Annotated in this window: 22 protein-coding genes; 15 read left to right on the top strand and 7 right to left on the bottom strand. The window is 32.4% G+C overall.

Annotation, left to right across the window (positions count from 1 at the left end):
- Window positions 1-26: 26 nt before the first annotated feature.
- From pyrF to prfA, 4 genes are read right to left on the bottom strand one after another with little or no spacing between them, the layout of a single operon-like run.
- The gene (pyrF, locus tag EYD46_RS04485; RefSeq protein WP_130935869.1) at window positions 27-854 is read right to left on the bottom strand and encodes an orotidine-5'-phosphate decarboxylase; all 828 of its coding nucleotides are present in this window, start codon (window positions 852-854) and stop codon (window positions 27-29) included.
- On the bottom strand, window positions 855-1130 hold the full coding sequence (lepB, locus tag EYD46_RS04480; RefSeq protein ID WP_130935868.1) for a signal peptidase I: 276 nt from the start codon (window positions 1128-1130) through the stop codon (window positions 855-857).
- Window positions 1127-1528: a S26 family signal peptidase gene (locus EYD46_RS04475; RefSeq protein WP_130935867.1), complete on the bottom strand. Its 402-nt coding sequence runs from the start codon at window positions 1526-1528 to the stop codon at window positions 1127-1129. Before EYD46_RS04475 ends, lepB begins: the two co-directional genes overlap by 4 nt.
- 21 nt (window positions 1529-1549) lie before the next feature.
- The gene (gene prfA / locus EYD46_RS04470; protein ID WP_130935866.1) at window positions 1550-2626 is read right to left on the bottom strand and encodes a peptide chain release factor 1; all 1077 of its coding nucleotides are present in this window, start codon (window positions 2624-2626) and stop codon (window positions 1550-1552) included.
- Window positions 2627-3188: 562 nt separating this feature from the next.
- On the opposite strand from prfA, the gene EYD46_RS04465 reads away from it, so the two are divergent.
- Entirely contained in the window at window positions 3189-3845 is a 657-nt protein-coding gene (locus tag EYD46_RS04465; protein ID WP_130935865.1) for an ATP-binding cassette domain-containing protein, read from the top strand.
- A 49-nt stretch (window positions 3846-3894) separates the two neighbouring features.
- On the opposite strand, the gene EYD46_RS04460 is transcribed toward EYD46_RS04465, so the two are convergent.
- The 3 genes from EYD46_RS04460 to EYD46_RS04450 form a co-directional block, all read right to left on the bottom strand.
- Window positions 3895-6447 (bottom strand): adenosylcobalamin-dependent ribonucleoside-diphosphate reductase, encoded by a 2553-nt coding sequence (locus EYD46_RS04460; protein ID WP_130935864.1) that lies wholly within the window; start codon window positions 6445-6447, stop codon window positions 3895-3897.
- Window positions 6448-6642: 195 nt separating this feature from the next.
- Window positions 6643-7602 (bottom strand): DUF3078 domain-containing protein, encoded by a 960-nt coding sequence (locus EYD46_RS04455; protein WP_130935863.1) that lies wholly within the window; start codon window positions 7600-7602, stop codon window positions 6643-6645.
- 66 nt (window positions 7603-7668) lie between these two features.
- Window positions 7669-8850, bottom strand: a complete 1182-nt coding sequence (locus tag EYD46_RS04450; RefSeq protein ID WP_130935862.1) for an AIR synthase related protein — start codon at window positions 8848-8850, stop codon at window positions 7669-7671.
- Between the two features lie 373 nt (window positions 8851-9223).
- Here EYD46_RS04450 and EYD46_RS04445 point away from each other — a divergent pair, with 373 nt between their 5' ends.
- From EYD46_RS04445 to EYD46_RS04385, 14 genes are all read left to right on the top strand, one after another.
- A complete protein-coding gene (locus tag EYD46_RS04445; protein ID WP_130935861.1) occupies window positions 9224-9736 on the top strand; it encodes a TIR domain-containing protein in 513 nt (170 codons plus the stop codon).
- Window positions 9729-10613: a DUF4231 domain-containing protein gene (locus EYD46_RS04440; protein WP_130935860.1), complete on the top strand. Its 885-nt coding sequence runs from the start codon at window positions 9729-9731 to the stop codon at window positions 10611-10613. The genes EYD46_RS04445 and EYD46_RS04440 overlap by 8 nt, the downstream gene beginning before the upstream one ends.
- A 280-nt stretch (window positions 10614-10893) precedes the next feature.
- The gene (locus tag EYD46_RS04435; RefSeq protein WP_130935859.1) at window positions 10894-11718 is read left to right on the top strand and encodes a hypothetical protein; all 825 of its coding nucleotides are present in this window, start codon (window positions 10894-10896) and stop codon (window positions 11716-11718) included.
- 36 nt (window positions 11719-11754) lie between these two features.
- On the top strand, window positions 11755-12258 hold the full coding sequence (locus tag EYD46_RS04430) for a TIR domain-containing protein (RefSeq protein WP_130935858.1): 504 nt from the start codon (window positions 11755-11757) through the stop codon (window positions 12256-12258).
- The gene (locus tag EYD46_RS04425; protein ID WP_130935857.1) at window positions 12258-13145 is read left to right on the top strand and encodes a DUF4231 domain-containing protein; all 888 of its coding nucleotides are present in this window, start codon (window positions 12258-12260) and stop codon (window positions 13143-13145) included. Before EYD46_RS04430 ends, EYD46_RS04425 begins: the two co-directional genes overlap by 1 nt.
- A gap of 162 nt (window positions 13146-13307) precedes the next feature.
- Window positions 13308-13817 carry a hypothetical protein gene (locus EYD46_RS04420; RefSeq protein WP_130935856.1) on the top strand — a complete coding sequence of 170 codons (510 nt, stop codon included), beginning with the start codon at window positions 13308-13310 and terminating at the stop codon, window positions 13815-13817.
- Window positions 13818-14181: 364 nt separating this feature from the next.
- Window positions 14182-15528: a right-handed parallel beta-helix repeat-containing protein gene (locus EYD46_RS04415; RefSeq protein ID WP_165454336.1), complete on the top strand. Its 1347-nt coding sequence runs from the start codon at window positions 14182-14184 to the stop codon at window positions 15526-15528.
- Window positions 15529-15865: 337 nt separating this feature from the next.
- Window positions 15866-16414: a hypothetical protein gene (locus EYD46_RS04410; protein WP_130935854.1), complete on the top strand. Its 549-nt coding sequence runs from the start codon at window positions 15866-15868 to the stop codon at window positions 16412-16414.
- A gap of 172 nt (window positions 16415-16586) precedes the next feature.
- Window positions 16587-17330: an ankyrin repeat domain-containing protein gene (locus tag EYD46_RS04405; protein WP_130935853.1), complete on the top strand. Its 744-nt coding sequence runs from the start codon at window positions 16587-16589 to the stop codon at window positions 17328-17330.
- An 873-nt stretch (window positions 17331-18203) separates the two neighbouring features.
- Entirely contained in the window at window positions 18204-18347 is a 144-nt protein-coding gene (locus EYD46_RS17690; protein WP_165454335.1) for a hypothetical protein, read from the top strand.
- Between the two features lie 160 nt (window positions 18348-18507).
- Window positions 18508-19326, top strand: a complete 819-nt coding sequence (locus tag EYD46_RS04400; RefSeq protein WP_130935852.1) for a DNA alkylation repair protein — start codon at window positions 18508-18510, stop codon at window positions 19324-19326.
- Window positions 19327-19813: 487 nt separating this feature from the next.
- Window positions 19814-20389 (top strand): TetR/AcrR family transcriptional regulator, encoded by a 576-nt coding sequence (locus tag EYD46_RS04395; RefSeq protein WP_130935851.1) that lies wholly within the window; start codon window positions 19814-19816, stop codon window positions 20387-20389.
- 60 nt (window positions 20390-20449) lie between these two features.
- Window positions 20450-21343, top strand: coding sequence for an SDR family oxidoreductase (locus tag EYD46_RS04390; protein ID WP_130935850.1), 894 nt, complete (start codon window positions 20450-20452; stop codon window positions 21341-21343).
- A gap of 5 nt (window positions 21344-21348) precedes the next feature.
- The gene (locus EYD46_RS04385) at window positions 21349-22053 is read left to right on the top strand and encodes an SDR family oxidoreductase (RefSeq protein WP_130935849.1); all 705 of its coding nucleotides are present in this window, start codon (window positions 21349-21351) and stop codon (window positions 22051-22053) included.
- Window positions 22054-22249 lie beyond the last annotated feature (196 nt).

The raw sequence follows: 22249 nt of genomic DNA, 5'->3' as shown, positions 1-22249 counted from the left end.
CATATCTAAATAATCAAGGAAGACTATTAGCTCTTGAAATAATGAGATAATTCCGAAGCCATAGCTTTTTTAAGTTCAAGTGCTTTATTCGCTGCTGCCTCAGCAAAGTCATCGCTATTAGAAGCATAAATAATACCTCTGGAAGAATTAATCAAAAGTCCAACAGAATTATTCATTCCATACTTACATACGTCTTGAAGGTTTCCGCCTTGAGCACCAACCCCAGGCACCAGTAAAAAACTATCAGGTATAATTTGTCTAATATCTGCTAAATACTCTGCTTTAGTAGCGCCAACCACATACATTAAGTTTTCTGAATTTGCCCAGCCTTTTGAGGTTTCCAATACATGCTTATAAACCTCCTTATTATCGATGGTTTTCGTTTGAAAATCAAAAGCACCTTTATTAGAAGTTAAAGCCAACATAATAGTATGCTTATCTTTAAATGCCAAAAAGGGCTCAACAGAATCTTTACCCATATAAGGCGCTACAGTCACAGAATCAAACGCTAAATCCTCAAAAAACGCTTTAGCATACATCGTACTAGTATTCCCAATATCGCCACGTTTAGCATCAGCAATAGTAAAAATTTCAGGATGATGCGTGTTAAGATACGTAATGGTTTTTTCTAAGGCTTTCCAGCCTTTTAAACCATAAGCTTCATAAAATGCAGTATTAGGTTTGTAAGCCACACATAAATGGTGTGTTGCATTGATAATAGCTTTATTAAACTCAAAAATCGGATCTTCTGTATCCAATAAATATGGCGGAATTTTATTTAAATCTACATCCAATCCAATACATAAAAAGGATTGTTTTTTTTTGATTTCTGATATGAGTTGGTTTGTTATCATTTAAAATTTGAATAATACTGTTCCTATAATTTGGTCTTCATCAACAAACCCTCTATACCTAGAATCGTATGAATTATCTCTACTATCTCCTGAAAAAAAATATTTCCCTTTAGGTATAACTATTGGTCCAAAGTTACTCAAATTCCAAATTTTATTTCGTCCAAATATTGATTTAGATAAGTTCTTATTATCGTCATAAGAATATCGTTTAAAATTTATGGTATCATTTTTCACAAAAGATGTATTTAGATAAACAAGGTAAGCATTCTGAGTTATAGGATATGCTTAAAACTCTTGTCATCTTTAAATTTTGGGAATAACAATGTATCATATACGCTCTTATCTACTTTATAGGAAAACCGAAGATCGATTTGACTATCTAATTTTTTACTATTCACATAATATCTACCATTTCTGCATTCTAATTTATCTCCTGGCTCTGCTATTAATCTTTTCACAATAGTATTTCCTTTTAAACTATCTGAGAATTTGAAGTAAGCAAAATCATAACTTTTGGGTTTTATCAAGTTAGAACCAAAAATATATGAATTTAAGGGTAAATTAGGTTCGTTAGAAGATGACGGCAAATGATAATAAGTGAATACACCTGTAATCTTTAACAAAATAAACAATCCAACTATACCTATTAGTGAATTTCTTAAACCTGCTTTCATTTTTATTCAATCAAAGATGGATTAGATAGTTTCATCACTAGCCTTTAACTTTTCAGTGTTTTCAGCGAGTTGTAATTCATCAATTATTTTTTGAATGTCTCCGTTTACAATATTTTGAAGATCGTAAAGCGTTAACCCTATACGATGGTCGGTTACACGGCCTTGCGGATAATTATAGGTTCTAATTTTGGCACTTCTATCTCCTGATGACACCATACTTCCACGCTTTGCAGCATCTTCTTCTTGTTTCTTAGCCAACTCTAAATCGTATAAACGAGAGCGTAGCACTTTAAAAGCTTTCTCTTTATTTTTATGTTGCGACTTTTGGTCTTGACATTGCGCTACCAAACCAGTTGGTTCGTGTGTTAATCGTACTGCAGAATATGTGGTATTAACCGATTGTCCACCAGGACCTGAAGAACAGAAATAATCAATACGTACATCTTTAGGGTCTATCTCCACATCAAACTCTTCTGCTTCTGGAAACACCATTACAGTTGCTGCACTTGTATGCACACGCCCTTGAGTTTCGGTTTGTGGCACACGTTGTACGCGATGCACCCCAGCTTCAAATTTTAAAGTCCCATACACATCGTCTCCAGATACTTCAAATTGAATTTCTTTAAATCCCCCATTCGTACCCTCACTAAAATCTACAGTACTTACATTCCACCCTTTACCTTCACAATATTTGGTATACATTCTAAATAAATCTCCTGCAAAAATACTAGCTTCATCCCCTCCAGTTCCTGCACGTAATTCCACAACGGCATTTTTCGCATCTTCAGGATCCTTAGGAATTAACAATACTTTTATCTCTTCCTCCAGTTTTGGGATACCGTCTTTAGCTTCATCATATTGCATCTTTGCCATTTCAACCATTTCAGGGTCACTGCCATCAGCAATAATTTCTTCGGCTTCATTTAAATTGTTAGTCAATTCAACGTAAACCTCACGTTTATCCATTAAAAGCTTTAAATCCTTATACTCTCTAGTTAGTTGTACGTAACGTTTCTGGTCAGAAATAATATCTGGTTGGATAATTAAATCGCTTACCTCATCAAAACGCTGCTTTACTATCTGTAACTTATCTAACATCTGCTCTATTCAAATTAGTCATCAAAAATACGATAATTTATGAATTATATTTGATTAGAAACGGTTGTTATAATTATAAAAAAAGATTAAAACCCAAAAGTAAATTCTGTACTCTAAAAACAACTTTTAATTTAAAGGTTGATAAATTAAGGTTAGTATCCCGCTTCAATAGCGGGATTAGTTTAACTATCTATTTTAAATACATTGCTACACAATTTTTTAAAATAGAGTTTCACTAATAAAAATAATCTAAAAGTTTATACGTTAGTAGTTGTACTATGCAACAGTTTTCATCAATCTTTATGTTTTATAGGCCATTTTTTATATGGTCGTATGGGGTAAATTTCCTTTTGATGCTTCTTGGCTTTCATATCATAACCTTATTCCTAGTAAAAATTTTTCTCATCTTTTTTTTATGGTACCTTACTAATGAAACGAGTGCAAAACACAAATTAACTTTTTACAAAAACTTAGGCATTTCTACATTTAAATTATTCACCTTGCTCTTTGTTATGGATGTGCTATTTAGCCTCCCTTTTCTTATCATTCTTAAAGCATTTGTATGATTTTTGAATTAGACAATGTAGAATTACATTTTAAACAAAGGCGCATATTAAATGGTATTTATTTAAAAGGAGAAACGGGTAAAGTTACAGGTATATTGGGTAGTAACGGCTGTGGTAAAAGTAGTTTACTAAATATTGCATTTGGTAATTTAAACCCCAAATACAAGCTTATAAAAATAGATAACACCCCTATTTTAAAACCACTGTATGCTGCCAAAAAAGCAACACTTTTACCCCAATACAATTTTACTCCTAACCAAATGAAGATTAAAAATGCTTTTTCACTTTTCAATTTAAGCTGGGTAGATTTTAAAAATCATTTTGAAAGCATTCGCTTTTCCGAGAACATGAAATTTAATAGACTTTCAGGAGGGGAACGCCGGCTTTTAGAGATCTTTATTATTTTAAAAAGCAAAGCACCTATTGTTTTTTTAGATGAACCTTTTTCTCATATAGCACCTTTATATGTTGAGAAAATTAAACAACTTATTTCTGAAGAAAAACAACAAAAAGTAATTATAATTACCGATCACATGTATCAACATATTATTGATGTTTCTGATAGGATTTACTTATTGAAAAATGGATGTACTAAATTGATTGATACGTTATCTGAATTGGAAGACTACAAATACATTAGTACTCTTAAATAAAAAAGAAAGCCTAAGGCTCTCTTTTTTATCTCGAATTTATAATAGAATACTATCCGCATTTAGAAGAACCACAATCTTTACAGGTTAAGCAGCCTTCTTGGTATATCAAGTTAGCAGATCCGCAATTTGTACATGTTTGCCCTTTAACTTTTGTACCATCTTCAATGTACCTTTTTAATGCTCTACCTACTCCATTTTTCCAAGAATTAATAGAGATACTATCTAATTGCAAACTGTTAATTAAACCTACAATCTTATCAATAGGCATACCATGTCTTAGTGTACTTGAAATAAGCTTTGCATAATTCCAAAACTCTGGATTAAATTTATGGGACAATCCTTCAATTGTGGTTTTATAGCCTCTGGTGTTCTTATATTGAAAATCGTAGCGTTTCGTGCCATCTTCATTTTTATTCTTAATAATTAACCCTCTGTTTACCCAACGCGGTAGTAAAATACCATCTTCATCATCTGCTAAACCTGTAAAAATCTCGTAAGGCTTATCATCAACCAAACCAATAAATGCAATCCACTTTTCTTTTTTATTTTGAAAACGTACCACATCTGCTTCTAGAATTTGGGGACGCTTGTTAGGAAATTCCGTTAACGTATTTTGCGCATCGTCTTCTTTCTTTTCTTCATTAGAAATTAAAACTCCAGAGCGTGAACCATCACGATATACTGTTACACCTTTACATCCAACTTCCCATGCTTTTACATATAAATTACCTACTAAATCTTCACTTACATCATTTGGTAAATTAATAGTCACACTAATGGAGTGATCTACCCATTTTTGAATAGCACCTTGCATACTCACTTTACTTAACCAATCTACATCATTAGAGGTTGCACCATAATAGGGTGATTGCTTTATTAAATCATCCAATTCCGTTTGGCTAAAATTTTTAGACGTATCAATGCCATTTACTTCCATCCATTGTTTAAATTTATGATGAGATACTACGTATTCTTCCCAAGAATCTCCAACTTCATCCACAAAATCTACACGTACATCCTTATCGTTAGGGTTTACTTTACGTCTTCTTTTATACACTGGTAAAAACACAGGTTCTATGCCTGACGTAGTTTGTGTCATTAAGCTTGTAGTACCCGTAGGTGCAATGGTCAATAATGCAATATTACGTCTGCCATGCTCCATCATTTCGTAATACAATTTACTATCTGCTTCTTTAATACGCTTTACAAATGGATTGTCTTTCTCTCTATCGGAATCATAAATTGAAAATGCACCGCGTTCTTTAGCTAAATTTACAGAGCCTCGGTAAGCTTCAATAGCAATAGTTTTGTGTAATTCTACCGAAAATGCATTCCCTTCTTCACTACCATATCTTAAACCTAAAGCTGCCAGCATATCCCCTTCTGCGGTAATGCCAATACCTGTCCTTCTGCCTTCGTAGGCTTTCTTTCTAATATTTAACCACAAATTGCACTCTACAGCTTTTACCTCATCGCTTTCAGGATCTTCTTCAATTTTCTTAAGAATCACATCAATTTTTTCTAATTCCAAATCGATAATATCATCCATGATACGTTGTGCATAGATCACATGTTCTTTGAATAATTTGAAATTAAATTTTGCTCGATTTGTAAACGGATTTTCTACATAAGAAAACAAATTGATAGCCAATAACCTACAAGAATCATAAGGACAAAGAGGGATTTCTCCACAGGGATTTGTAGACACCGTTTTATATCCTAAATCGGCATAACAATCTGGGACAGACTCATTAGCAATGGTATCCCAAAAAAGAATCCCTGGTTCTGCAGATTTCCATGCGTTATGTACTATTTTTTTCCAAAGTCCATTGGCTTCAATCGTTTTTGATTGCTTTGGGGCATCACTAAACACCGGATATTTTTGAATATAAGGTTGTCCTGTTTTTACAGCCTTCATAAAGCCATCATCAATTCTTACGGAAACATTAGCTCCAGTTACCTTCCCAGCCTCTAACTTAGCATCAATAAAATCTTCTGCATCAGGGTGGTTAATTGAAATAGATAGCATTAATGCCCCTCTACGACCATCTTGAGCCACTTCTCTTGTTGAGTTGGAATAGCGCTCCATAAAGGGAACGATACCAGTAGAAGTTAATGCTGAATTTTTAACTTCAGACCCTTTTGGGCGTATGTGCGACAAATCATGACCAACACCACCTCTACGTTTCATGAGCTGCACCTGCTCTTGGTCTATCTTCATGATACCTCCATAGGAATCGGACACACCATCATTACCAATAACAAAACAATTAGACAGAGATGCGATTTGATAAGGATTACCAATACCTGCCATAGGACTACCTTGCGGCACGATGTATTTAAAGTCTTTAATTAAATTATATATCTGGGTCTCTGTTAAAGCATTGGGGTATTGTTTTTCTACTCGTGCAATTTCTTTGGCTATGCGTTTATGCATATCGTCTGGCGACAATTCAAACAGGTTGCCATCAGAGTCTTTTAGTGCATATTTGTTTATCCAAACACGTGCCGCTAAATCGTCGTTTTTAAAGTACGCTAATGAAGCCTCAAATGCTTCTTCTTGGGAGTAAGATTTTGGATGAGGGGTAGTTTTTACTTTCATTGTGGTGCTACAATTTTTAAAAAATTGATGGATTAGTTTAGAAACCGTAAAACAACAAAATTTATTTTATTTTCAACATGATAAAAATCATAAAGTCTACACTAAAAAACAAAATACCAATTGAAAATCAGTGAATTAAACATTTATCAACACAAAAAAGTTAACAAATTTTAAAAACTTTATAGCTAGAATATTCTAGAAATCAACCGCAAATCCAATACCAAGAAACTGTTTCCATTGCACCCTTGCTCCTGCTTCATCAAATTCACCTTCAACGGTAGCTGATGGTTCTTGAGTTTTAACATCATCATCATATCTTAAGTGCGATTCTAGGGTTGCTCTTACAAAACTATTTACTTTAAAGTCAAAATTCACTCTCCAGTCTACATCTACATTACCAAAATTGTTGATGTAATCGGTATAAACACTTAATAGATTTGTTGCCTTAATATTTTTAGCAAGTTCTAAGGCATAACTATTAGTCATTAAAATACCCACTTCTTGCCTAACATTACGTCCTTCTCTAATCAAATTGCCATTTGCATCAAAAACTGCAGGATCCACACCAAAAGATCCTGCATTTGCTAAGTCTTGGTCTAAAACAAATGTAGCCTTAAGCGTTAAGGGAGATGCATAAAATGATAATTCTTCTATATTTTTACCATATTCCATACCACCTCCAAAAAACAAATATCCTGGTGCCATTAATCTAGAAATAGGATTGTCTGTATCTGGGTATCTAAACCCGTTGGTTAATTGTGTTTTAAAATTAAAGCGTGCAGAATAAAACCATTTAGCGTTTGGCGTAGGTTGGTATCCTAAATTTGAAGTAATTTCGAAAATATCATCAGTTTTACGTAGCTCTCTATCTTCTTGTTTGTTTACACCGTAACCAATACGTACCCCATTATTCCAAAAGAAAAACTTGTCTTTATAATTAGCTGTGTATTGATATCCCAATAAAGCGGAAATAGAGTTTGTTCCACCAGCATTCCAGTTGGTAAAACTAACTTGACTCAAGTCTATACTAGCTCTTTGTGTTTGTTTCCATTGCGGACCATCATACACCTTTTTCTCTTTTAAGTAAAGTGAATCGGGTTGGGAAAAAGATAACTGAATAATAAAAACAGTGAGGGCTGTTATAAATTTTTTCATGGTTGTTAGGTTTGATTAGAATGCAACTCATCAAAAATCATTCCACAAGAGGGATTTGAATATGTTTTATGAATATACAAACTCCCCATACTCACTTTTTATTGTAAGTGATTTTTTTTCTGATGCTTCTACCCTACCAACTACTTGTGCATTTACATTAAACGATTTAGAAATTTTAATGATGTCATCGGCAATTTCTTGAGAAACATACAGCTCCATTCTATGTCCACAATTAAACACTTGATACATTTCTTTCCATTCTGTTTTAGATTGTTCTTGGATTAATTTGAACAATGGTGGCACCGGAAACATATTATCTTTTACAATGTGTAAATCATCAATAAAATGAAGAATTTTGGTTTGTGCACCTCCTGAGCAGTGTATCATACCATGAATTACATCACTTTTATATTTTGATAAAATTGCTTTAATAATTGGAGCATAAGTACGTGTTGGAGACAACACTAGTTTACCTGCATCTATGGGTGAATTTTCTACAGCATCGGTTAATTTTACACCTCCAGAATACACCAAATCTTCTGGAACCGCTGCATCAAAACTTTCTGGATATTTTTCGGCTAAATACTTATGAAACACATCATGTCTGGCCGAGGTTAGACCATTACTGCCCATACCGCCGTTATAAGCTGTTTCATAAGATGCTTGCCCAAAAGACTCCAAGCCCACAATAACATCGCCTGCCTTAATATTGGCATTATCTATAACATCGCTACGTTTCATTCTCGCAGTTACTGTAGAGTCTACAATAATGGTGCGTACCAAATCGCCAACATCGGCGGTTTCCCCTCCTGTAGAATGTATGGTAATACCAAAGGTTTTTAAATCTTCTATTAATGCTTCTGTACCATTTATGATAGCAGAAATGACTTCTCCGGGTATTAAGTTTTTGTTTCTTCCTATGGTAGAAGATAGTATTATATTATCTGTTGCTCCAACACACAACAAATCGTCTACATTCATAATTAACGCATCTTGTGCAATGCCCTTCCAAACAGAAACATCTCCAGTTTCCTTCCAATACATATAAGCTAGAGACGATTTTGTTCCTGCCCCATCTGCATGCATGATTAAACAATAATCGTCATCATTAGTTAAATAATCTGGGACAATTTTACAAAATGCTTTAGGAAACAACCCCTTGTTGATGTTTTTTATAGCATTGTGTACATCTTCTTTAGAAGCGGATACCCCGCGTTGCGCATATCGTTTTGATACTTCTTGGCTCATAATATTGTATTGTGCTGCAAAGTAAAGGAATATTTTAAAGATTTACCGTTTTAAACAAGGATAAGACAAGTGTTTTATCAACCTTTTTTTAACTAAGCTATTTTAGTTATTTAGTATTACCTGCTATGTTCTAGACTATTGTTTGCTTTATAAAAACATCCTGCCATAAAAAAACTAAATAAATAAGTTTTTATTAGATGTGTATTTTGTATATCATTTTTAAAATATATGTTTTTTTGATATACAAAATGCATGACTCACAGTATCTTGTAAGATACTAAAAACACTATAAAGTAGGCAAATTCGTTAATAATTTTTACATTGCAATTAATTGCACATATATTATGTGTTGCCCACAATTAAAACAAACTGAATGGCATATAGAAATAAAACATACGTAATTTTTGACGGAGATAATGATATGTGGGCTTATGCTCGAATGAAAGGTTGGAAAGCATTAAAAAATATTGACTTTAATTTCATTGATGCTCACGACTTAAAACCTCTTACAAAACAGGCAAAAAGCGAAGATTATATCAAAGGAAGATTATCTGAACGATTGAAAAATGCAAAACAAGTTATTGTGCTTGTTGGCGAAAAAACAAAAAATCTATACAGATTTGTAAGATGGGAAATTCAGCAATCAATAAATTTAGACTTACCAATAGTCGTAGCTAACTTGAACAAAGAACGAGAAATAGATGGCGTTTTATGTCCAGCTATCTTAAAAGGTGCCAACGCAATGCACATTTCTTTTCGAATGAAAATGATAAAGCACGCTCTTGATGATTGGCCACCTTATTACAAAAGTTCGGTTGATAAATCCGAAAGTAATAATTGGCGTTATAAAGAATCCGTCTATAAAAATTTAGGATTAAATGACTGAACCAAACTATCCTACAATTTTCGAGAAGGCTGACAGAAAATCTCTTTCTGCGCAGAGAAACTTTATCAATCTAAACAAGGGCATTTTATTTTTACTTGTTGTTTCGACTTTCTTGTCATCAATAAAAACCGATGAAAATTGGACAACATTAGTATCAAGTATTTTACTGGTCATTTCTTTAGTATTAACTATACTAATAATGCTCTTCAAACCTGAGAAAACTTGGTACGATGGAAGAGCCATAGCTGAAAGTGCCAAATCACTTACTTGGAAGTTTATAACAGGAACAAAACCCTTTGGATTTAAACTAAAAATGAGGGATGCCGAAGAAAAATTAATCAAAAATTTAAAGCAAATTATTGGACAGAAAAAAGAGTTTTTTCAGCTAATTGGAGAAGAATTTGGAGAAGGAGACCAAATTACAAAATCAATGATGGACCTAAGAAAACTTGAGTTGAAAGAAAAAATCGAACTTTACAGCTCTCAAAGACTTGATGTTCAAAGAAAGTGGTACTACAACAAATCAAAAGAGAACAGAAAAAATAAAAATCTATCATTCGGTGCTATTATCACTTTTCAAGTTTTGGCTATCCTGTCTCTAATTCTCGACTATTTTGGGTTTATAGATTTTATGTCAACGCCATTAATGGCTTGTTTGGCATCGTCTTTTATAGCTTGGCTTCAACTAAAAAAATTTCAGGAACTTACAGAATCCTATGGAATCACAGCAACTGAATTAAATTTAATCAAATCGAAAGTTAGACATATTAAAGATGAATCTGATTTTGAAAACTTTGTAGATGATGCGGAAACTGCAATTTCAAGAGAACATACATTATGGCTGGCTCGAAGAGATAGTACCGAATTATTTAAGTAAAAAAATAACTGTGGGCAACAATGGCCATAAACAATTGCTATTACAGGCTTATCCTGAAAATTCCTGCGGAATTTCCAAGTCGTCGTGTACTTACAAAAGTCAGTATTAACCTACGCAACTGTTCATAGCCTAGACCGTTGTGGTGTATAAACACAGTCAACTAAAAAAACTAAAGGAATAATTATATTTTATGTTTTTCAAACGAGTAATTCGTCAGCTTTCAGACCGGTCAACAAGAATTGGAATCATTTTCAATTTATCTCTTATTCTTATCATTAGTATGATTGCAACTCTACTGATTGATGCAAAAATCACACTCGGAGAAATTACAACAATAAAATTTCTTAACTCTCTATATTTCACATTTTTTATTGTGATTTTTGTTCTTACTGTTTTTTCTGCTTCTGGTGAAATCATTAAGAGTTTTCAACAGTATGGTTTGAATTACATCAAATTCATTCCAAAGATATGGAGGATTCATGAAAGACAAGTTCTGTTTGGTTTAAAAGTCAAAAGGTTGTCAGCAATAACCCAATTAATAATCTGTTTTTCTATGATTATTATTTCTATAATTTTTCTATCAACTAACATAAGCTGGAAATATTATTTGGGTGTTCCAATTTTATCCTTACTAAGTTCTTATTCGCTTACTCTTATTTTTATATTTGGTAAAACACCTGTAATTCTTTTGTTAGGAATATCATCAAAAGACTCGATTAAGGTTCAATCTGTTTTACTAAAAACCTTTAGAAGGGAAATAGGATATGCCCGCTCTATAGTTAGCTTGTTAGACCTGGAAAGCTATATTAATGATTTAAGCATAGGAGTTTATAACCGTGGAGGTACGTCAAGAACATCTTCTGACACCTGGTATCAAACTGTTCAAGAGCTTTGTCAAATAGTTAAAATAATCGTAATTAACTACAGTGAAACCTCTACTTTACTTAAAGAAGAATTACAATGGATAATCGGTAATAAGCTAAATAATAAGGTTATTATTTTCAAAACGGGGGAAAAACCTTTTCCTGAAAACTTTGACGTGAAAAGTTTAAAAATAGTGAACAACTGGCAAGGTTTGGTTCGTGCAATTAATAATCGACTATAACTAATTCTGAAATATTAACATGCATAAAGGATAAAAATGAGCTACAGAAACAAGACTTACATAGTTTTTGACGGAGACAATGATATTTGGGCTTACAGGTTCATGAAAGGTTGGAAAGTTAACAAGAATATCGACTTCAATTTCTATGACGCCCATGATATAAATCGCCTGACAAACAATGCTAGAAGCCCAGAGTACGTAAAGAAAAAACTTAAAGAGAGATTTAAAAGTGCCAAGCAGATAATAGTCCTCATTGGTGACAAAACCAAAAATCTTTACAGATATGTCCGATGGGAACTTGAAGTTGCTCAAGACCTTGGTTTACCTATTATAGCCGTAAATCTCAATGAAATGAGAAGTCAAGACCCTAACCGAGTACCGCCAATCATTCGTGACGAGTATGTAGTTCACATACCATTTAAACTTGCCATAATTAAATACGCCTTGGAAAACTTTCCACCTGAATTTAAGAAAAGAAAAGCCACGGACTCAGGACCGCGTGTTTATAATGAAAGTGTATACAAGAAACTTGAACTTTGATGAGCGATAACCTCATTAAATATGCAAGCCTCTTTAATAGTTCTGATACCTTTTCAATAAAGGCTCAAGCAAAGTTTGTCTCACTCAATAAATGGACACTTATAGCTTTAGTTTTATCTACGGCTATCAGCTCAATCACACAAGAGAATTGGGCAATTTGGACTTCGACTGCCTTGTTACTTTTAACAGCAACATTAAGCACTCTAATGTTGTTACTTAGGTTTGAAAAAGGATGGTATGAAGGCAGGGCGGTAGCTGAAAGTATCAAAACTCTATGTTGGAAATTTATGATAGGTGCTAAACCTTTTACTTTAGACTTGGAACCAGCTTCTGTTCAAAAGAAACTCATTGATAACTTTAAAAAGGTAATAGGTCAACGGAAAGATTTTTTCACATTAATTGGAAGCGACTTTGCAGAAGATGAACAGCTTCCTAATGAGCTTACCGAAATTCGGAATCTACCTTTAGACCACAGATTGTTTGTTTATAAAACTCAAAGACTAGAGAAACAGAAAAAATGGTATACCGACAAAGCAACTGAAAATAAGAAATGGACACGCATGAGCTTCTTTGTGATAATCGCAACTCAATTGATTGCTTTAATATACTTGGTATTGAATATAAAATATGAATTCAGTTTTACAATTGCACCAACATTAATTGCCATTTCGACCGCTTTTATGGCTTGGATGCAGTTAAGAAGATTTCAAGAATTAAGTCAATCCTATTTAATAACCGGAACAGAACTGAGTTTGATAAAATCAAAGATTGGTCAAGTTGAATCGGACGAAGATTTTTCAGATTTTGTCGATGATTCTGAAACTGCAATTTCAAGAGAATATACGCTATGGCTAGCTAGACGAGATAATATTGAACTATTTAAATAAAGATAACGCACTACAACAATGGGTATAAAACATAGGGCGGACAGTGGTTTCCACAAGTTTTCGGCTCTTATCCAAGTTCGTTTCGAGCGGACAGTTAAATGCTTCGATATGCCCTACGTTTCATACCCGAGACCGTTGTACAGTTGAAAACAAATATTGAGAATGTCGAAAATCCTATTCATTTTATTAACTCTATTTCTTTTTTCGTGTGATTCGGAACCTGACATAAATAATCCAAAACATTGGTCTTATGAAATTCATTATAAAATTGAAAGTACTGATTCTATAAAACCGATTGGACGAATTGAATTTAGTAGGACAAAATCTATAAAAGATAAATTAAGAGAAGAAACCTATAATGAAAATTGGTATCCTTCAATGGTATTTGATATTTACAATATATCGGACTTAAAATATTGCAAGGAAATATCAAGAAAATTAAAAATGTTTTCAAGTTGTCTTGACTCTCATCTTGGAGGAGATTTAATCATAAATAATAATTACATCTTTTATAATAATTCCGGTTGTTTGAATTGCACAGAAAGCGAAAATGAAATTGATTATTGCCGACCAGTAACGAACAAAATACTATCTGAATTGAATTTGACTCAAAACAGTACTTTAAAAGATATTGATAGCGAAATTGGAATGAAATTAAAACGGAATGAATGAAAGCCAGCAGATAACAATGCATAACCGCAATTATGGCGGATTCTGCTACCCTTCAACTGCACTCAGGGCCGGCTGAATCCACTCGGAATTGCTAAAATCAGTGCTAAACCGAAAAATAGTAACTTAAAAACCGTTTTAGTTCTCCTCTTTTCTTCTGTTAATTTAATAATTCAAAGTAAAGGAGACCGTTAGCACCAATATGAAACGAAATCAGATCTAATCAATAATTTCACAAAAAAATATCAGATAATTATCATTTCAAAAGAGTAAATTTACCTACTTAAGATCCAGATTACAGTAATAAGAAGTAATGAAAAAAAATAATTCCAATACAGTATTATCAACTTATAATAAATGCAAAAACATGATATGTTACATTTGTAAGTTTAACAAAAGAGAATTAAAAATAATAATTGCAATTTGTTTGCTATCAATAACAGCAGCCACTCATTCACAAGCTATTATTCACACTGGTAAAATTTTTGATGCAAACTCAGGTGCAGAGACTATACGAATAGATTCTAATAATAACGGTTCACGAATTACCGACTGTACTTTTATCAACTATAAGGATCCAATCATAACAATAATTGGTGCAACAGATGTTATTATTGATAACTGCAGGTTCATTGATGCTCCTGGAAAATTGTTAGATAGAGATATACATGCCATTAACATAGGCAGTGAGGGACATGATATAATCATTCGCAACTGTACATTTCGCGACATTGGAGCAGATGGATTCCAATGTGGTCATTCTGGAGGAAACATTACAAACATCACCATTGAGAACAATCTCTTTGAAGTTACTAAACCCCGAACTGGTGAAAATGGTGTTGATTTAAAGCAAACGACTGGTCCTATCTATGTTCGTAATAATGTGTTTAAAGGATTTAGACCTTGTGAAAAAGATACTCAACTTGGTTGTACAGGAAGTTCAGGAGAAGGACTTGTGATGCATTTAGGTACAAAGAATGTCATAATAGAAGGAAATCGATTTACTGATTGTATAGAAGGTATTGAAATTGAAAATGCTGGTAATACAGAAAATGTTATTATCAGAAATAACGTTTTTCATGATAACGTTGAACATGGTCTTAATGCACGAGTTGGTTTTAATCTTCGTGTTTACAACAACACATTTGTAAATAATGGGGTAAGGCATGTTCGTTTTCAGTCTAATAATATAACAGGTGCTAATAAGAACAATTTTTACGTTGGGAATGGTACTAGTTTTGAAAATGATCAATTAGGTGGAGAAGGAAACCTTGTTATTGCAAATGTAACAGATGCTAAATTTGTTGATATAAGTCAACATAATTATCGCATCGAAAGTAATTCACCAGCAATAGATGCTGGAGTAGAAGTTAGTGAAGTTATCAAAGATTTGGATGGTAAGGATAGACCTACAGATGGATTATATGATGTTGGTGCCGATGAATATTTTGCATCCCTTGGTATACAAGATTTGTATTTAGATAAAATTCAATTATTTCCAAATCCAGTAGATGATAATAAATTATTCTATAAAGTAGCAAGTGGTACATTAATAAAGAACTTTTACCTAATGGATGTAAATGGGCGTTTAGTTTATCAAGTCAACTCTTTTAACCAAAATTACATCGATGTAGCAAGTATTCCTTCGGGGATTTATTTTGGATATTTTGAATTAAATTCAAATCTTGTTATTAAAAAAATAGTAATTCAATAATTCAGAAGTGTACTTCATATAAAAGTAAACGATATTAAAAACGTGACTTTCCATCTATCAGCACCGCAAAAATTAACAGTATTTAAAATAACAAATACTGTCTATTTATAAGGTTTAAACAATATTATAAACTCGAATGGAACTTGGAGGGGAAAAGCAAGTAAATTGAAAAAATAAAAACTGGTGCTAACATCGTGTAAAGGTAATTGCTTGGTTCTAGCCTACTCAGAAAATCCTTCAGATTTTCCTCTAGTTCGTTCAATTTTTAGTAAGTTAGTTACTTGCATACGTAACTATCATTACACAAACACTTTGTACACAATATAATAGAACCAAAATGACATTAGAAAAATTATTAGATGAATTTTATGTCAAAAATGGAATTCCTCAAAATGGTGGGATTGATAATAAGACTTTTGAATTTAAGGTTTTTGGACTAAAACTGAATTTACCGAATCCAAAATTTAGAAGAGAAGCATTACACATTCACGACATTCAGCATATATTAAGTAATCAAGATACTTCTTGGAAAGGAGAGGGTTTTATAGCTGGATGGGAAATTTCAACTGGAATGTGGAAACATTTTCGATTGGGGTTTATGAGTTTATGGGCAATGGGGTACAGTTTATGGATTTACCCTAAATCAGTTTACAATGGATTTAAAAAAGGACTAAATGATATAGGAATAATTGACTTGAAAATAAGTAAACTTGACTTTATGAAAATGGAATATTCTGAGCTTTTAAAAATTTGTCAAAAGGAGAAAATTACCGAAATGAATACTTTTCATTGGATTCAATTGCTATTTTGGGTAGTTATAAGTCAACTAGTATTTCTTTTACCTATTTTGGTTGTTGGAATAGGAATAATATACATAATAAAATAAAAAATACTTTATACAACAATGGCTGTGAGTAATTGCTTGTTCTAGACTACTTCTGAAAAAATCCGCGAGTATTTTTGATTTAGTGTGTACCCACTGCCGACAGGCAGGCTTGCAAAGGTAAGTACTATAAGACGCAACTATCATAGCCGAAACAGTTGGTGGAAATCTAAAAATGGACTTAAAGAAAAAAATATCGCATCAAATTGAACTTCATTCAGCTCAAGGAATTAAAGATTGCTTTGAAAACGGACTGAACCCAAATTTAGATCTTAATGGGAAACCTCTTTTTGAGTTATTGATAAGTATGTACACGAGAAGTCCGAGATTTAAGGACTGCGTAAAAGTATTTATTGATTACGGACTTGAATTTAAAGACAAAACTTTGTTAGCTGTTTTGTCTAACAATTTACAGGATTTGGAAAGACAACTCGAAAACAAACCAAATGAAACTGACAAAGAAATAAACTTGAACTCTGCTTATACACCTTTAAAAAAAGCTTCATTACTACACGTTTGTGCAGAATTCAACCACCTTGAATGTGCTAAAATTTTAATCAAAAACGGAATAGATGTCAATCGTAAATCTGGAACTGACACTAATGGATTTGGGGGGCAAACCCCTATTTTTCATACAGTAAACCAAAACAATAATAGTTCAGCAGAAATGATGGATTTTTTATTATCTAAAGGTGCTGATTTAAGTTATACGACAAAGGGAATAATTTGGGGAGAAAACTTACCTTGGGAAACCTTTATTCCATGTGTAAATGCAATCAGCTATGCTATGTTTGGACTTTTACCGCAAATGCATAGAGACGAAAAGACTATTTCAGACACGGTAACTAAATTGTTAAAGCACGAATACGGAATTAATTACCAAGCAAAAAATATCCCAAACAGATATTTGAATGAATAAAAGCCTGTTGCCAATAATGTATATAAAAAATTACTACTTTTAGCTTAAACAAAGTTAGTTGCTCGTTTCCTAGCTTCCGATTTTCCTTCGGGAAATCCTAGCACTTAAATACGTAACTTTTCATTTGCAAACCGATGTGGGATACTTGCCTGCAACATGTGAAGCGGGCACGCCACGGCGTGAATCCTTTTCCTCCAATTACCCCGCGTCTTCCACTTTTTGTTGCACTCCTGCCAATTTTAGACTAACTTTGGTAGAGTTCACGAGAACTCCTCACTCTATTATGTATAGTCAATGGGGGGCAACAATGGCTCTCAGTGGGGTGTGCCTCACTTCGCTATACACAGTGGACGTTGTAATACATATAAAATGAGTTATTTCAAAACTTTAAATAAAGTCCTTCTTCCTTTACTAGTCCTAGTTAACTTACACTTATCTTTGGACTGCAAAATATGTCAAGAATCTACTTCTATAGGTTATAATATTGAACTTATACTAAGTGAAATACAGAATGATAATGAAATTAGTCATTTTAGTTATGTCCAGCAATATTCTTTATCTAAAAAATCAATACAACATCATAATAAAAAATCGACTTTTGAATTTAAAATTCAAAATACGAATTTATTAGACAAGCTAAATTTTCATAATCAAGAAAATATTGCTTTAAACCTTAAACCTATTCTCTTTCCTATTATTCTTAAAGAAATTACAAATCAAAAAATCTCATTGTATTTAATATAGTTGATTTAAAGTCTATCAATATTAAATAGCTCAATTACCATGATGAATAATAAATGGAATTGACAATTATTAATTACACAAAATTAATTTTCAATGAGATTAAAAAAATATATACGTTTTTTAATTCTTTTGATTTTCATAATAATAGCATCTATAGTTCCTTTTCCTATAAAATTTTATAGAAAAGATAATTTACCTTCTTACGAAATCGAGCAAATAGATAAAAAGGAAGAAAATGAAAATGAAGAAGACGATTATCAAGTGTTTTCTTGAGATTAAAAAAGCTTACTATAACAACGTTTATAACTCATTGCGGTTGAATTCCTAATCGGAATTCATTGCTATTTGCTATCTTTGGATACGGCGAAAATCATAGCTGATTTTCCGCAATGAATCATATACCAGACCGTTATAACCAGTTAGAACTCGCAAAATGAATGAAGAAATAATTAATCGTAAGGGGGCAAGAAAAGCACAAGACATTCCTAATGAAGTTTTAGAATTACTGAATGAAGGAAAAATTGAAACCGTTAATTTGACGGAATGGCTAGCTGTTGACCATTTAAAACTTATAAATACAAGTTTTTCTGAAATTGGAATTTCACAAGAAAATATAAAATCGATTTCTGATAAAATAAAAACTCAAAAAAAGCCCTCTACAATGAACACAACAAGGTTAGTTGGTTCCGCTCTTTATGACTTCTATTCATCCTCTAAAGAAATCAACTCTATATTTGATAAATTAAGTTCTCATATATCAGATTCAATTCGTTGTTATGCACCATATCTTAAATCTTTGGACGAAAAATTAAATATAGACGAAAAACTTAACCAATCTAAAAAATTAATTGCTGATACTCACTTTGGAGTTCTTGAAGTCGTATGGATGGCTCTAAGACCAGAAATTGATAATAACTTAGAAAAGTCAATAGAAATTTTGAGTGATTGGACAAAAAACAAAGATGAAAATATAAGACGATTTACAACTGAATCGACAAGGCCAAGAGGAGTTTGGTGTAAACATATTGAACAATTAAAAGAGAATCCAGAAATAGCTTTACCTGTTTTAGAAAATTTAAAATCTGACAAATCAAATTATGTTCAAAATAGCGTTGGAAATTGGTTGAATGATGCAAGTAAAACTACCCCTAATTTTGTTATTGAACTTTGTAAAAAATGGAAAATAGATTCACCCACAAAAGAAACTGAAAAAATAATAAAACGAGCTAGACGAACGATTGATAAAAAATAAATGGTTACAACAATGGCGCTCCGTGGGGTAGACCACTTAGCCATATATAGTGGACGTTACCCAATATTTAACCTAAAGTGTATTTAAAACTAAAAATATATATGGTTTTTAAACTCGATAAAAAAATCAAAACAGAGCTATTAAAATTAAAGGTGCAAAAATTGGAGTACATCTGTATGGTTCTAAAAAACAAATGAAAGGTTGGGTTTTGATTCCGAACAATCACTCAGATAAATGGATGAAATATGCTGAAAAATCTATTAAGTATGTTAATGGCTTAAAATAGTAACAAAAGTATAGCTATGTTGATAGCGTATTACTGGCAATTTTTAATGAGGTTTATTTTAATTCGCTATCTTACAGTTAACACAAAATTACAACTTCATTTCCACGAAGAATTGCTCATCAACAGTTTTCATAATGCACTAAAATTTGGTAATAAAAAAAATATTTATATTTTTGTAGACGACTGGTCTAATATTGAATAATGAAAAAAGAGGCAATAGATAATATTTTAGCGATAGGAACAGATTTGATTCTTAAAAATGGCTATCATAGCGTTGGGTTAAATAAGGTTTTACAGGAAGCTAATATTCCAAAAGGTTCTTTCTATTATTATTTTAAAAGCAAAGAAGATTTTGGTTTACAAGTGATAAAACATTATTCTGAAAAATCTCTAATTGTTCTTAAAAGTTATTTAGAGGATGACACTAAAAATCACAAACAAAGAATAGTATCTTTCTTTAAAGATATGCAAGAGGTGTATACGGCCAAAGAATTCAAAGAAGGTTGTTTGCTTGGAAATTGTAGCACAGAATTAGCTGATTTTTCAGCATCATTCAGTATTTTAATTGCTTCAGAATTAAGTATATGGGAAAGATGTTTCGAGAAATGTATAGAAGAAGGTCAAATAAATGGGCATATTAAGAAGTTAGAATCACCTAAGGTCTTAAGTAATTTAATCTTAACGACATGGGAAGGCGCATTACTAAGGATGAAATCTGAAAAACATACCGAATCAATTGAAACATTTATCCTATATCTTGAAAAATATCTGATATAATTTTTTTTCATCATTAAATAGTAGACTGGTCTAATTATCAATAATTTTAAATTTATTTCAATGGAAAATTCAAAAAACAAAACAGTAGTAATTACAGGTAGTAGCAGTGGTTTTGGTTACTTAACTACATTAACATTAGCGCGTAAAGGTTATAAAATTTGGGCTACGATGCGAAACACTGAAACTAAAAATGCTACCAAAAAAGAAGAATTATTAACTATAGCCAAAACAGAAAAATTAAACATTTCTGTAATTGATATGGATGTAAATAATGATGATTCTGTAGCAAACGCTATAACTACCATTGCCAACACTGACGGAAAAATAGACCATCTTATTAATAATGCTGGCTACATGTTTGTTGGAATCACAGAAGCTTATAGCATTCAACAAGCCAAAGACCAATTTGAAACCAACTTTTTTGGTATTTTACGTACAACAAAAGCAGTGCTTCCGTATATGAGACAACAGCAAGACGGACACATTGTTAATGTGACTTCTTTAGCAGGCAGACTTTCGTTTCCTTATTTTGGAATATATTGTGCAAGTAAACATGCTGTTGAAGCTTATTCTCAAGCCTTAAGGTATGAATTGGCACCTTTTGGAGTAGAAGTTAATATAGTAGAACCTGGACCATTTGGGACGAACTTATTATTTACAGGTCCTAAAGAAGAAGATCAGAATGTATTTAATGCCTACGGAGAACATAAAAATGTGCCTCATGCCATGTTAAAAAACTTTGAAGGGTTTTATGCAACAGATGATGCACCTAATCCTCAATTAGTTGCAGATAGTATAACTGAACTTGTTGAAACTAAAAAAGGAAATCGTCCTGAACGTGTTGTATCAGGAATTGATTATGGAGTAGTTGATTACAATACCAAAGTTTTACCGATACAAGAATCATTAGTAAAAGACGCATTACAAATGGGACATCTTTTAACAATTGAATAATCAAAATGGAGTTAAAAAATAAACATGTGCTTATTACTGGAGGTAGTTCTGGTATAGGTAAAGAAACTGCTAGAAAACTCATAGAAAAAGAGGCTAAAGTTGTTATTACAGGACGGAATTATGATAAACTAAAAAAAGTTGCAGATGAATTGGGAGCAATCCCAATTCAATTTGACATTAGTGATTTAAAATCTATTCCTGAAAAAACTAAAGAAGCAATTGATGTATTAGATGGAAAGATTGACATCTTAATCAATAATGCTGGGATAGGTATTTTCCCTTTATTGGGAGAGATAACCGAACAACATCTAATTGATGTGTATAACACAAATGTCTTTGGTTTAATTCTGTTAACTCAAGAAATACTACCAATTTTCAAAAAACAAAATTATGGAGATATTATAAACATAGGCTCTACAGCAAGCTCCAAAGGATTTGCAAAAGGCAGTGTTTATGCATCTTCAAAGTTTGCGGTAAAAGGAATAACACAGTCTTGGCAAGCGGAATTAAGAGCGTACAATATTAGAGTTAGTTTGGTAAATCCAAGTGAAGTAACTACTGCTTTTGCTGACCCTAACAGAATTGTACGAGAAGAGGAATCTAACAAACTTGGGGCTGAAGACATTGCTCATACCATTCTGTCAATCTTAGAAATGCGAAAAAAAGGATTTATCCCAGAAGTTACAATTTGGGCAACCAATCCATTCTAACAATTACTATTAACAGTAAAGTATATATAAGTCATAGAGTGGTTTGAACTTCGTCTATGACTTTTCTTAGCTGGTGCTTAAAACCTTTCCTTATATTATATATAGTACTAAACACTATGGACTAAATGCCATAGGTTTTTTATCTGACCAAAGTGCATAGTTTTAACTAATTTTGACACCGATAAATACTCATAAT

Source organism: Hyunsoonleella pacifica (assembly GCF_004310335.1).
Classification (GTDB): Bacteria; Bacteroidota; Bacteroidia; order Flavobacteriales; family Flavobacteriaceae; genus Jejuia; species Jejuia pacifica.
The sequence above is the reverse complement of the archived record's forward strand: the minus strand, read 5'-3'. Positions and strand labels throughout refer to the sequence as shown.